This window comes from Chryseobacterium suipulveris (assembly GCF_022811685.1).
Classification (GTDB): domain Bacteria; phylum Bacteroidota; class Bacteroidia; order Flavobacteriales; family Weeksellaceae; genus Kaistella; species Kaistella suipulveris.
In genome coordinates this window covers 301931-315149 of record NZ_CP094532.1, presented here as the reverse complement: position 1 = coordinate 315149, position 13219 = coordinate 301931, and the positions used below count along the sequence as shown (strand labels likewise).

Annotated in this window: 15 protein-coding genes; 11 read left to right on the top strand and 4 right to left on the bottom strand. The window is 38.8% G+C overall.

Annotation, left to right across the window (positions count from 1 at the left end):
• Positions 1-57 precede the first annotated feature (57 nt).
• Positions 58-879, bottom strand: coding sequence for a carbohydrate deacetylase (locus tag MTP09_RS01600; RefSeq protein ID WP_243550021.1), 822 nt, complete (start codon positions 877-879; stop codon positions 58-60).
• 108 nt (positions 880-987) lie between these two features.
• Between MTP09_RS01600 and MTP09_RS01595 the strand changes: the two genes are divergently transcribed.
• From MTP09_RS01595 to MTP09_RS01580, 4 genes are read left to right on the top strand one after another with little or no spacing between them, the layout of a single operon-like run.
• A complete protein-coding gene (locus MTP09_RS01595) occupies positions 988-1815 on the top strand; it encodes a glycosyltransferase family 2 protein (protein ID WP_243550019.1) in 828 nt (275 codons plus the stop codon).
• Between the two features lie 2 nt (positions 1816-1817).
• A complete protein-coding gene (locus MTP09_RS01590; RefSeq protein WP_243550017.1) occupies positions 1818-2969 on the top strand; it encodes a glycosyltransferase in 1152 nt (383 codons plus the stop codon).
• Positions 2966-4408: an AMP-binding protein gene (locus tag MTP09_RS01585; RefSeq protein WP_243550015.1), complete on the top strand. Its 1443-nt coding sequence runs from the start codon at positions 2966-2968 to the stop codon at positions 4406-4408. The genes MTP09_RS01590 and MTP09_RS01585 overlap by 4 nt, the downstream gene beginning before the upstream one ends.
• Positions 4405-5022 (top strand): GNAT family N-acetyltransferase, encoded by a 618-nt coding sequence (locus MTP09_RS01580; protein ID WP_243550014.1) that lies wholly within the window; start codon positions 4405-4407, stop codon positions 5020-5022. Before MTP09_RS01585 ends, MTP09_RS01580 begins: the two co-directional genes overlap by 4 nt.
• On the opposite strand, the gene MTP09_RS01575 is transcribed toward MTP09_RS01580, so the two are convergent.
• Positions 5019-5249 (bottom strand): acyl carrier protein, encoded by a 231-nt coding sequence (locus MTP09_RS01575; RefSeq protein ID WP_243550012.1) that lies wholly within the window; start codon positions 5247-5249, stop codon positions 5019-5021. The two genes, MTP09_RS01580 and MTP09_RS01575, sit on opposite strands and share 4 nt — an antisense overlap.
• 58 nt (positions 5250-5307) lie before the next feature.
• Here MTP09_RS01575 and MTP09_RS01570 point away from each other — a divergent pair, with 58 nt between their 5' ends.
• From MTP09_RS01570 to MTP09_RS01560, 3 genes are all read left to right on the top strand, one after another.
• Positions 5308-5862: an acyltransferase gene (locus MTP09_RS01570; RefSeq protein WP_243550011.1), complete on the top strand. Its 555-nt coding sequence runs from the start codon at positions 5308-5310 to the stop codon at positions 5860-5862.
• A complete protein-coding gene (locus MTP09_RS01565; RefSeq protein ID WP_243550009.1) occupies positions 5859-7043 on the top strand; it encodes a glycosyltransferase in 1185 nt (394 codons plus the stop codon). Before MTP09_RS01570 ends, MTP09_RS01565 begins: the two co-directional genes overlap by 4 nt.
• A 69-nt stretch (positions 7044-7112) precedes the next feature.
• The gene (locus MTP09_RS01560) at positions 7113-7664 is read left to right on the top strand and encodes a serine acetyltransferase (protein ID WP_243550007.1); all 552 of its coding nucleotides are present in this window, start codon (positions 7113-7115) and stop codon (positions 7662-7664) included.
• A gap of 75 nt (positions 7665-7739) precedes the next feature.
• Here MTP09_RS01560 and MTP09_RS01555 read toward each other — a convergent pair whose 3' ends face one another.
• Entirely contained in the window at positions 7740-8852 is a 1113-nt protein-coding gene (locus MTP09_RS01555; protein ID WP_243550005.1) for a Pnap_2097 family protein, read from the bottom strand.
• A gap of 87 nt (positions 8853-8939) precedes the next feature.
• Here MTP09_RS01555 and MTP09_RS01550 point away from each other — a divergent pair, with 87 nt between their 5' ends.
• From MTP09_RS01550 to MTP09_RS01535, 4 genes are all read left to right on the top strand, one after another.
• Positions 8940-9626: a carbonic anhydrase gene (locus MTP09_RS01550; protein ID WP_243550003.1), complete on the top strand. Its 687-nt coding sequence runs from the start codon at positions 8940-8942 to the stop codon at positions 9624-9626.
• Positions 9627-9731: 105 nt separating this feature from the next.
• A complete protein-coding gene (locus MTP09_RS01545; RefSeq protein WP_243550002.1) occupies positions 9732-10028 on the top strand; it encodes a hypothetical protein in 297 nt (98 codons plus the stop codon).
• Between the two features lie 155 nt (positions 10029-10183).
• Positions 10184-11791 (top strand): SulP family inorganic anion transporter, encoded by a 1608-nt coding sequence (locus MTP09_RS01540; RefSeq protein ID WP_243550000.1) that lies wholly within the window; start codon positions 10184-10186, stop codon positions 11789-11791.
• 185 nt (positions 11792-11976) lie between these two features.
• On the top strand, positions 11977-12669 hold the full coding sequence (locus MTP09_RS01535) for a carbonic anhydrase (protein WP_243549998.1): 693 nt from the start codon (positions 11977-11979) through the stop codon (positions 12667-12669).
• Here the strand turns inward: MTP09_RS01535 and pth are convergent.
• A complete protein-coding gene (gene pth, locus MTP09_RS01530) occupies positions 12656-13219 on the bottom strand; it encodes an aminoacyl-tRNA hydrolase (protein WP_243549996.1) in 564 nt (187 codons plus the stop codon). The two genes, MTP09_RS01535 and pth, sit on opposite strands and share 14 nt — an antisense overlap.

The window sequence follows — 13219 nt, the reverse complement described above, 5'->3', positions numbered from 1 at the left end:
AATGCTTTTCAAAATCCGCCAAATATTGTTGGCGCACAATCGTTTTGAAGATTATTTCTATACAAGTTTTAAGTAGTTCTCAAATTCTTTATTGAAGCACAGTTCAAACTCTTCTGTCCGAGTTTCATCATTAATAAAAGTTCTGAATCTCGGCGCCAAAGTTTGGAGATATTCGTTTGAATCCGCACCGATAATACTGGGATGCAGCATCACTTCCACAGTGTTGTACCGCTTGCTTTTGTCGAGAAAAGGGAACAGATTTTCTGCAGTGATATTGCAGGTGTTGAGCATCGAGTAAAATCCCACACTGCTGCTTTTTTCATTAAAAAGGGAAAGTGTCTTCAGCAATAATAACTTGATGATATTGGCAACCGTGGTGTTTTTTCTGTTGAACCGTAAACTTTCAAAGAAATTTTCATTAATCTCGCGAACTCTCTCAATCTGGTATTTCTTGGCGAGCCGACGAACAATTTTGTTGATGGAGGGGATGATGTGGATATGTTCGTGACCGTCGATATGGCTGATTTCGATTCCCTGCTCTTTGATTTTCAGAATCTGTGCTTCAACCTCATTTTCAATCGATTTCAGAACAGAGGCCGATTTTCTCATCAAAAGTAACTGTACAAAAGTATAGTCCAAATTGTCATTCTTTTCCAAAACACTTTCCTTTGCCAACGATTTTCCGCAGGTTAAGGTGACGTGTACGCCAATTTTCAACCCGTGACATTGTGGCAATAAACTTACCGCATCCTCGAAATATTCCGTATTCGCCATTAAACTTGCGTGAGTAAGATAACCTTCGGTATGTGCTTTAAAAATCGCCTGGTTTGCTCCCAAAGTGAATCCAAAGTCGTCGGCGTTGATGATGAGTTTTTTCATTAATCAATTTTTGGGATGATCCCTGAATTGGCAAATTTCAGTTAATTTTTTGTTCCGTCCAACTTATTCTGAAAAACCCGCTATCTTTGTAAAACAATGGAGACACAGATGAAATTTTCTTTTCTTATTGCCAATTACAATAACGGGAAATATTTTAAGGAATGTTTCGATTCAATCATCGCGCAAACCTACAAAAACTGGGAAGCGATTATTGTGGATGACGCCTCAACGGACAATTCCGTAGAAATTATTTCTGAACTGATCAAAGACGATCCAAGGTTTATTTTGCTAAAGAATGAAGTAAACAAAGGTTGTGGCTTTACCAAAAGAAAAACCCTGGAACACGCAACCGGAGAATTTTGCGGATTCCTCGATCCGGACGACGCAGTAACCGCACATGCTGTTGAGCGGTCACTTTCAGAATATACTTCGGATAAAATCGTTGGTACTTACTCCAAAATTATGTTCTGTGACGGTGACTTAAAACCCGTAAGTGACTACAAAAAAATCAAGCAGGTTTACAACGACAAGTACTTTTTCAACTGCCCGATTCAGATGAACGCTTTCTTCACCTTCCGGAAAAGTGCTTACGACAAAACCGAAGGCATCAACCCGGAGTTGAAATCGGCAGTTGACCAGGATTTATACCTAAAAGTTTTGGAGCATGGAAATCCTATTTTCATCAAAGAAAACATGTATCTGTACCGTCGTCATTCAATGGGAATTTCACAAGATTCTTCTAAGAGCAAAGCCAAAACCAATTTTGCAAAAGTGATATTTGATGCCTTGAAACGAAGAAATATCAAAGCAGTTAATGGGCAAAAAGTTCCTAAAGAGTTTACAGACCCGGAAGAAATTTACAACTTGCTCGAGTATCAGAATTCGATTCCGTACCGATTGAAGCAAAAAATCAAATTGTTGTTTCGTCGCCATTAATTATGTCCGATTCTAAGAAAATAAAACTCCTCTTTCGCCTTCGCTCCATGGAAACCGGTGGAGTACAGAAAGTGATGTGCGATATCATGAAGAATATTCCGGCGGAAAAATTTGATATTTCTCTACTCCTAAATATGAGTCAGGGAGAAATGATCCCGCTTATTCCCGCTCATGTGAAGGTATTTACTTTAGCAAAAGGCAGGGAACAATTATCCCGAAACGCACTACTCCAAAAATTCCAGTTGGTTTTACGAAGAATGAAACTGATGATGTTTGACCGCTTTCCCCAACTGATCAGCAAAAAGATCAGCACGAAACCTGATGTAGAAATCGCATTTACCAATACCGAATTTGAAGCACTATTGAAAAGTCCTTTTAATAATTCAAAGAAAATTGGTTGGTTCCACGCCGATATCCGGGATTCTGCAGCAACCGAGGAAGAAAAGAAGAAAATAATCCGGCAGCTTCAGCAAATGGACACCGCGGTTTTCGTGTCGCAACAAACAAGAAATATCATTAAAGAAGTTTATGGTGAAGAATTCCCGAACGGAGAAGTAGTTTACAACCCCTTCGAACACCAATTAATTCTTCAGAAATCAAACGAATTTCCCGTAGATTTCGAAACCACATATCCCGTATTTATCTCACTTGGACGGCTCATTCCGAGAAAGGGAAACCACATCCTGATCGAAGCCCACAAAATCCTGATGGAAAAAGGGTTAAAGCATAAAGTCTTTGTTTTCGGCGATGGTCAGGAAAAGGAAAACCTTCAACAGTTGATTAAAAAATATAATCTTCAGGATTCTTTTATCATCAAAAACCCGGTGAGCAATCCTTATCCTTACCTTAAAAAAGCCGATTTCTATGTGCTTCCCTCTCAATCAGAAGCTTATCCGCTCGTGATTGGCGAGGCGCTGATTCTGGAAAAACCGATTGTTGCTACCAATGCAGGTGGGGTAAAAGAAATGATGACCGACGGCGAAAACGGAATTATCGTCAATTATGATCCGCAGGAACTCGCAAAGGGAATGGAGCGCTTACTAATCGACAACGAATTCGTTAAACAGGTAAAAACAAACAATCAGCACGCAGCGGAAAAGTTTGATAATGAAAAAATCTATGGGCAGATCATAAAAATTTTAGAAAAAAAATGAACGGATTTATCGAAAAACTTTACTCTTCTTTTATTAAAAATAGAGAAAATGCCTGCATTAAGACTGATGGAAAAACGTATTCCTACAGAGAAATACTGCAGCTTTCCGAAAATATTCGTCATCAAATAAAAGATATCGAGTCCAAAAATATTGGGATTTACCTGACAGATGATGTTTATATGTACGCTTCAATTTTAGCGGTTTGGTTTGAAGGTAGAACTTATGTTCCGATTCATCCAGATTTTCCTTTAAGTAAAAACCTGAGCGCAATCGAGCAGGCAGAAATAAAGCTCATTCTGACTTCTGTAGATTTTGAGGAAGATTTTGGAGTAACCTGCGCGGATTCGAAACAGATATTTGACCTGGAACTCTCGAAACCAAAGGATTTCTTATTATCTGAAAACGCTTACATCCTCTTTACTTCGGGAAGTACAGGCAATCCGAAAGGAGTTCCGATCACGTTTTCAAACCTTTACTATTTCACAAAATCATTTGAAACCACTTTCGGAAAACTGACGCCGGAAGACAAGGTTTTGCAGATGTTTGAGCTTACTTTTGATCTGTCGGTAATGAGCTATCTGATTCCCTGGATGTACGGTTCTACCGTGGTTACCCTCCATAAAAAGGAAACCAAATATCTACAGATTCTCGATCTGCTTGAAGCCAACGAAATTACCGTTGCATTGATGGTTCCAAGCATCTTAAACCTCATCATTCCTTATCTTGATCCTGAAATCAAGAACAACAGTTTGCGACTGAATTTGTTCTGCGGTGAAGCGTTACTGACTAAACAGATTGAAAACTGGAAAGGTTTTGTGCCAAATGCGAATCTCTACAATGTTTATGGTCCTACTGAAAACACCATTTTCTGCACCCACTACAAAATCGAAAATCCGCTAAAGGACAGAAATGGGATCATCTGCATCGGCAAATCAATGACCGACAGCGAAATGAGCTTCCTGAATAATGAAGATTCAGAAGGAGAACTGCTGCTCTCCGGAAAGTTCCTGACCAAAGAATATTGGAAAAACCCCGAAAAAACAAAAGAAACCTTTATCATTATTGAAGATAAAAAACTATACAAAACCGGCGACTGGTGTTTTCGGGATGAAGATGGGGATTTTTATTACCTTAACCGCATTGATTTTCAGGCAAAAATCAACGGATTTCGTATCGAACTTGGGGAAATCGAATACTTTGCCAACCAAATTCTTAATAATGCAGTAAGTGTAGCCGTCGTTCACAAAGACCAAAATGACAACGATGAACTCGTGATGTTTGTCAACAGCGAAACAATTGACGAACAGGAATTGTTGAACCACCTCAGGAAAAACCTGGCTGATTATGCAGTCCCGTCGAGAATAATCAAAATTGCGAAATTCCCGGAAAACACTTCCGGAAAAACCGACCGAAATGCCCTGAAAAAAACGTTATCATGAATGTAAGAAACGCCACAAAAGAAGACATTCCCTTTATTGTAAACGCTATTATCGAGATTGAAAAAACCTCTGATTCCAACACCTTTAACAATCTATTTGGTTGCGATACAGAAACCACCAGGCGATATCTTACCCAGTTTCTTAATGACGATGAAAATTTAGATATCGAACTTTCCTTGAATACTTATTCTATTGCTGAGATAAATCACCAAATTGTGGGTTGTTGCTCATTAATTTTCACCAATCACAACTATTACCAAAGTAAGGGCGAATTGTTTCCGATTTGGTTGGAGAGAAAACACCTGGAAAACTTCGTAAAAAATGCAAATAGTTTACCCGATGTAAAAAACACTTCCGAAAATAAAGATTTTGTAGAATACATCTATGTTGATGAAAAGTCCCGCGGAATGGGGGTTGCAAAAAAAATGATTAATGAGCAAATGAGCAAAATCTCTAATGAGTATGTTTATATCAATGTCTTAGAAAACAATATTTCTGCTATTGAATATTATGAAAAAATAGGATTTACAAAATTTCAATCTTTAGAGATTGACAATCAAGAAAATAAAATTTATCCTTGTGTAAAAAAATTAATTTTGCTTAAAAAAATTTAGTCAAACTTTTCTCTACCAATTGCCTCCACCAACTCGTTTACGGTTGTGATGCTTCGGAAACCTCTCGGATTAATCTTCACGCCGAAATGGTCTTCTACAAGTTGCATGACAAGAACCGCAGAAAGCGAACCGTAGTTTTCAAGTTCTTTGAAATTGGTTTCAGGCGTCACCGTTGACTGTTCTTTTAATTCATCTTTCAACAGGTTGCAAAACTGCTCTACATTCATTGTGTTTACGATTTGAGTCAGCAAATTTAGAAAAATAAATTTTACCTTTGTTATCCCTATGCTTAATAAAATTATTACCAAAATCTTCACTGTTTTAGACGATTTGCGACAAACCGCTTACGTAAAAATCTGTGTTGAAAAAGGCCTGAAACTTGGGAACAACGTGTCCATCCGAAACAAGGCTTCTTTCGGCTCGGAACCATTTCTGGTGCAGATTGGAGACGATTCACGCATTGGTGAAGGAGTTCAGTTTGTCACCCATTCCGGTTTTACAGTAAACCTCCGCAAAATTGAAGGTTATGAAAAGGTGAGAAATTTTGGACATATTAAGGTGGGTAAAAACTGTGCGATTGGGAATTATTCCATTATCTTACAAAATGTAGAAATCGGCGACAACTGTGTTTTGGGTGCCAATTCCGTATTGTCCGAATCAATGCCGAGCAATACCGTTTACCTTGGAAATCCCGCGAAATATGTTTGCGAAATTGAGGATTACGGCGATGTCCTGAAAAAAACCACAATCGATTACCCGATCGAACTGGAACAGGACCGCAACAAACTACACGATTGGCTGAAAAAAAACCTTCCGGAAAAATATAAACCGGCGCAATGAGCAAAGGAAAAAAGAAAATCCTCATCCGAATCGGTTCCCTGCGTCACGGTGGCGCTGAGAAAGTTTTGGTGACTTTTCTCAAAAACTTACCGAAAGACAAGTACGAAATCGATTTATTGTTAAATCTGTATTCGGGAAAATATCTGTCTGAAGTTCCCGATTGGATCAATGTTCTCTACCTGAACAAAGGCGAGATGATAACCACGAACCGAATCCAAGATATTCCGGAGAAAGCGTTTCGGGTGATTTACCAAAGTGTTCTGAAAAAATTTCCAAAACTTCTGTATTCAAAGATTTTAAAAAGTAAAAAATACGATGTCGAGTTCGCCGCAATCCACGGTTTTAGGGACGAGATTTTAAATTCGCCGTTAAAGTCATCCAAAAAAATCGTGTGGATTCACAATGATTTAAGGAAAACCCATTTTCACAATTATACGGATGAGGAAATCCGCAAATTTTTTGGGTTTGATAAAATCATGGTGATTTCTGAACACATTAAAAAAGATTTTGAAAACCTTGCAAAAAACGAGGACGAGAAAGACAGAATCGTGAGGATTTATAATCCTTTGGATACGGAGGAAATTCTGAGAAAGTCCGAAGTCCGAAGTCCGAAGTCCGAAGATGCCGGAAGCAGAAAACTGAAAGCTGAAAGCAATTTCCCAACATTCGTTTCTGTGGGAACCGTTTTTCCGCAAAAAGGTTTCGACAGATTACTGAAGGTTCACAAAAGATTGCTTGATGAAGGATTGAAGCATAAAGTTCAAATTCTTGGAGACGGGCGCGATTTTGAAATCGTCAATAACTTAAGAAAAGAACTCGGAGTCGAAAACACCGCGGAAATGAACGGATTCACCGAAAATCCTTATCCTTTTTTCAAAAATGCAGACTATTATATTTTAAGTTCCAGATACGAAGGTTTCCCCACGGTTTTGTTTGAAGCGCTTACCCTGAAAAAAAACATCATTGCCACCGATGTTTCTGGCGTAAACGAAATGTTGGAAAACGGAAAACTCGGAATGATTGTAGAAAAATCCGAAGAAGGAATTTATCAGGGTATGAAAAAAGCATTGAGCAATCCTGAATATTTTAACAGCTATCAAAATGAACTTCAGCATTACAAAACGCCTTTTAATCTTGAAAATTCTGTAAATTCGCTGATGAGAATTATTGACGAACTTTGATACGAGTTACGTGTTGCGAGATTCGTGTTTAATTCCCGCATCCGTATCGCGAACCTCGGAACTTTAAAAATGAACTATTCAACCATCCAAAAAGATTTTTTTAGAGAAAGTGGAAAATGGCTTTCAACTTCAGAGATTTGGGCGAAATGCATCAATCCGAATTTGCATTACATTTACGTTTTCAGAAAATGTCAGCAGTACCCAAAAAAATCTTTTCTTGGAATGTTTTGGCGAATGATTTTGCGTCACCACCAAATAAAATACGGAATACAGATTTATCCTGAAACACAGATTGGCGAAGGATTTTATATCGGACATTGGGGATTTTTGGCGGTAAATCCGGGAGTCGTGATCGGCAGAAACTGCAACCTTTCGCAGGGAGTAAGTATCGCGCAAACCAATCGCGGAAAATACAAAGGTACCCCAATAATCGGCGACGAAGTCTGGATCGGACCCAATGCGGTAATCGTCGGAGGAATTAAAATCGGAAACAACGTGATTATCGCACCGAACACTTATGTAACCGAAGACGTTCCCGATTACTGTATGGCGATGGGAAATCCGTGCAGAATTTTCAGCATTCCGAAAGGAACTGAAGGTTATATCAACAATAAAGTTTAAGAACTGTGATAAATTTTATCCAAAATAAAACTAAATTGGCTCCCTTTAGGGACGGGGTAATCAAATTTAGGTTTATTAAAATAAATTGCTCTCAGCTCTTTTCTGTTTGATGGTAAAGATTCTTGCCATCATTTTCTGGTCAGATTTCCGATAAAGCGTGGCGGTAATTTTCACTTTATTGTCATTCAGATATTCCACTGCATTCATTACATAGATTATTTTGTCGCGGGAGTCACAATTTGCATAATACATTATATCCCTGAAAATGGTGAAATAACGCTCCTCCCATTTTTCCTCTGATACGGAGTTGAAATACTGCAATTCACAAAAATCACTGATAATAGGATAAGACGCAAAATAGAGCAAACCGACTCCATTGAGGTCGTAATAAGGATTCAGAGAGTATTCGTAGCTGAAAATATTTTCTTGGGAAACATTGAAAATATAATCTTTGTAAAAAAAAGTCTTAAGCTCTTCTTTTTTCACGAGTCGGTATTCGTTTCCAAAAATCGGCAGTTCCGAACTTTGCGGAATGTCGCAGTGTTCAACCGATGGCTGGCTTTTTGTCAAACTCTTATTGTCTCCAGTCGATTTTCTGATGGAGAAACTGGTCATCATATTGATCTTAATTTCTTGATCCAATGACTTAAAATTGATCTTACTGAAAAACATTCCCAAACCAAATCTTGAAAGTTCAGCATCAAATTCATATGGATTATTCTCTTTAAAATCACTCAAATTTCCGGAACCATCGATCCTGATCCTCACGAAAGTAGCATAAAGTCGGTTTCCTAAATCATCCTTCAATTCCGAAGATGATGTTCCCAAACCTTTACAGAGTAAATCCCAATGCAAATCTCCGGATTCCTTGAAAAGCCAGTTTTCCGACAATGCTTCGAGACACATTTGCGGCATCGTAATAAAGTTCTGCGCGGCGGTTTTGGTCTCCTTCACAAATTCCGAGTTAGCCGTTTGTTCTTTCGCAGAATTTCCGTTGGTGTAAACCAGAATATCGTCAATATTTTTAAAAGAAAGCCAGTCTTTATTGGGAATCATTCGACCAATGCTGTTTTCAATTTCTACGCGTACAGAAACCAAATCGATACTGTCGATATCGAGATTTCTAAACTCTTTGACGTAATCTGATTCAGGGATATTGGGCAGAATCCGGGAAATTATTTCTTTCATTATCGTGTTTCCTATGCAAAAGTATAAACTTTAATCAAATAAAAAATGCGGAAGAATTTTCTTTAAATTTGTAAACAAATGTAAACAATGAATAAATCCTACGAAACCATCTTCGAAAACAATAAAAAATGGATCGAGGAAAAAATTGGCCAAGATGCCGATTTCTTCTCGAATCTCGCAAAAGGACAAAGTCCTGAATACCTCTACATCGGCTGTTCTGATAGTCGCGTTTCTGCAGAAGAAATGATGGGGCTTCATCCTGGAGAACTTTTCGTCCACAGAAATATTGCGAATGTGGTGAATACTTTGGATATGAATTCAACCGCGGTAATACAGTATGCGGTAGAACATTTGAAGGTGAAACACATCATCGTATGTGGACATTACGGTTGCGGCGGAGTAAAAGCTGCGATGAACCCCGAAGATTTGGGACTGCTGAATCCTTGGCTGCGTTTGATCCGCGATGTGTACAGAATTTACCAAAAAGAACTCGACGCGATTGAGTGTGAGCACAAACGTTACGACCGACTTGTTGAGCTGAACGTTCAGGAACAGTGCATCAACATTATTAAAATGGCATGTGTTCAGGAAAGATATATCGTGGACGATTATCCAATTGTTCACGGTTGGGTTTTCGATATGAAGACTGGGAAACTCATCGACCTCGACATTGATTTCGAGGAAATTCTTTCTGATATCCAAAAAGTTTATGACCTCACCAATTCTTCGTGGGTGATGAGCCGGAAGAAAAACAAAAACCTTCAGAACGATTGATTATAGATTTTTAATATTAAATTTTGTTAAAATTTAGATTAAATCTATAAATGGGTTTGGATTTTGTTTCCTGTTTATTATATTTGCCTTCACAAAAAAATTTAGTTGAAAAAAATCTGGAACATAGTAGTACTTGTAATCTTTGTCAATTTTATGGCATTGCCGAGTATTTCTGCGGTTTTTGATTTGGATATTCCACAAACAAACATCATTGTTTCTGAAGAAGAGACTCACAGTAGTTCTTTTTCAGTTTATGAGAAGACAATCCCAAAAACCCTTGATGTTCACGATTTTATTAAATTTTTCGAATCCGTTTCCAACCAAGGAAAATTTGAGCCCTTTGATGATTCTATTCATCTTAACCATTATCTTACTATTTTTCCGCCCCCTCCTGAAATTTAATTTTTTTAGACAATCCAGGGATTATTATGTTCATTTCTTAAAAGCAGATGAGCGAAAATCCGTATTAAAAAATTAATTTCAAACCTATTGACAGTCAGGATTTTCAACTTTCGGGAAAGTCAAAAACTGTCTGCACATACTATTTTCAAAAAAAGATGAAAAAAGCAAAAAATATATTTGGAGGGGTAAAAGAAAATTTCCCTTCAGGAGTTGTAGTATTTTTAGTAGCACTTCCACTGTGTTTAGGAATTGCATTAGCATCCGGAGCACCACCACTATCTGGAATTATCGCAGGGATTATTGGTGGGATTGTGATTGGTTCCATTTCGAATTCCAACATTTCTGTATCCGGCCCTGCTGCAGGATTAGCAGCCATTGTATTGTCTGCCATTACCGAACTGGGTGCGTTCGAGTTATTTCTTTGTGCCGGACTTATTGCAGGAATTATACAACTTGTACTGGGTTTTATGAGAGCCGGAAGCATCTCCAACTATTTCCCCAACAGTGTGATTGAAGGGATGCTTGCCGGAATCGGTATCATTATTATTTTAAAACAAATTCCTCATGCCGTAGGTTACGACAGCAATTTTGAAGGCTACATGCGCGTATTTGAGAACGGCTACAGTACTGCAGCAATTTCGCAGTATATTACGAATGTTTTCTCTTCAATACATTGGGGAGCCGTTGTAATAACATTGATCTCGCTGGCAATTCTTTTAGCCTGGGATAAAATTCCTTCATTAAAAAAATTAAAACTTTTACCCGGTGCTTTAGTCGCAGTAGGTGTAGGAATTTTACTAAATTCGTTATTCACAATGTCCGGTTCAACACTTGCTATTGGTTCTGAGCATTTAGTAACACTTCCGGTTCCAAAAACGGCTGAAGAATTTGCCGCTTTGGTAACACTTCCTGATTTTTCAGGTTTTTTAAATCCACAGGTTTGGATTGTGGGTGCAACTATAGCCATTGTAGCGTCCATAGAAACACTTCTTTGCATTGAAGCATCGGACAGGCTCGATAAACAAAGAAGAATAACCGACACCAATCTGGAACTTCGCGCACAGGGTGTTGGAAATATGGTAAGTTCACTTGTGGGAGGACTTCCTATAACTTCTGTAGTGGTAAGAAGTTCTGCCAATGCCAATGCCGGAGCGACTTCAAAAACCTCCGCCATCATTCATGGTGTGCTACTTTTGGTTTGCGTTCTCAGTATTCCGTTTATTCTGAACCTTATTCCGCTCGCAACCTTGGCGGCAGTACTGCTGTTGGTAGGTTACAAACTGGCGAGTCCCGAGAAAATAAAGCACTTCATGGCTAAAGGTAAATTTCAGTACATTCCTTTTCTGGCAACGGTGATTGCAGTGGTATTTACCGACTTGCTGACCGGAGTTGCAATTGGAATGGCAATCGCAATTTTCTTCGTCCTTCAGGGCAATATGAAGCGTGCGTATTATTTCAGTCGCGAAGAACTGGAGGAAGCTGATGAAATTACCCTGAAGCTTGCCGAAGAAGTGTCGTTCCTGAACAAAGCGGCCATTAAAAAGACGTTGAAAAATATTCAGCCTTATTCGAAAGTGACCATCGATGCCAAAACGACATCGTATATCACTTCTGATGTTTTGGAAATGATTCAGGAGTTTGCGAACATCCGTGCCAAAGAAGAGGACATTCAGGTGCAGCTGGTTGGTTTCCAAACCAATTATGGCGACTATGCACGCGACCAGCATTCGCATATTACGATTGATCACAGAAGAGCTATGTAATTATTCGCTGAAAATCTTAACTAACCCAAATAGAATTCAGAAAAACACCTCTGAATTCATCAAACCAAATTTAACTACGCCTTGCCGGAGATTGTTGTAAACTTTCACAGTTTCTTCCTATTAAACCAAATTTTCAATTCCTAAATCCGGTAAGGCTATTTTTTAACAAAAAATAAATCAAAATAATGAAAGCACATACATTAGAAACCCAATCTACGATTAATCCGCAAAAAGCACTTCAGTTCCTGAAAGAAGGTAACCAAAGATTTGTTAACAACCTTAAAGTAAACCGAAACTTATTGGAACAGGTGAATGATACCCGTGAAGGTCAGTGGCCATTCGCAGTAATTCTGAGCTGTATCGACAGCCGGACCTCCGCCGAACTTATTTTCGATCAGGGATTAGGTGATATTTTCAGCATAAGGATTGCAGGCAATTTTGTTAATCAGGACATACTAGGATCGATGGAGTTCGGGTGCAATGTTGCAGGCTCTAAGCTAATTGTCGTTTTAGGTCACAGTAAATGCGGCGCACTGAAAGGCGGCCTGGATGCACCGAAAATTGGAGGCTTAGGGATGGATAATCTCAATCATCTGATTTACCATTTCGATTCCTGCATCAATGATATCATAGAAGAAGGTGAAGAGCGCTCATCAAAAAATGAAGATCTGCTGGAAAGGCTGAATATCTGCAACATCCGGAGAACTATTGAAGATATCCGCCACCAAAGTTCCACATTAAGAAACCTGGAAACAGACGGGAAAATAAAAATAGTTGGCGCCAATTACTGCGTGGAAAGCGGCATTGTGACCTGGATAAATGAAACCGATACTCTTGGAATAAACCGATCAGAAAAAGTGCTGGCTACTTCCCATTAAATGCGGTCATCGTATTCTGAATTCCCGCAAAAACGAATGACAGACATGCTTTTGAAAACTTCTCGATTCTTTCGGGAAGTTTTTCTTTTTCCTCTTCGTTCCATTTTCCGAGCACATAATCGACTTGTCTTCCTTCGGAAAAATCCGCAGAAATCCCAAAACGAATACGGGGATAATTCTGCGTCTGAAGCTCATCCTGAATGCTTTTCAGTCCGTTGTGTCCTGCATCGGAACCTTTCATCTTCATCCTTAAAGTTCCGAAGGGAAGCGCCAAATCATCGGTAATGACCATCAGGTTTTCGAGTGGAATATTTTCTTTCTGCATCCAAAACTTGATGGCTTTTCCGGAGAGGTTCATGTATGTGTCGGGTTTCAGAATCAGGACTTTTCTGCCTTTATACTTACCTTCTGCGATCCAGCCAAAGTTGGTCGTTGTAAAAGGAGCTTCAAGTGTTTCGGCAATTTTTTCAGCAACTTTAAACCCGACATTATGCCGGGTTTCAGTGTATTCATCACCTTTATTTCCGAGACCTACAACTAAATATTTCAT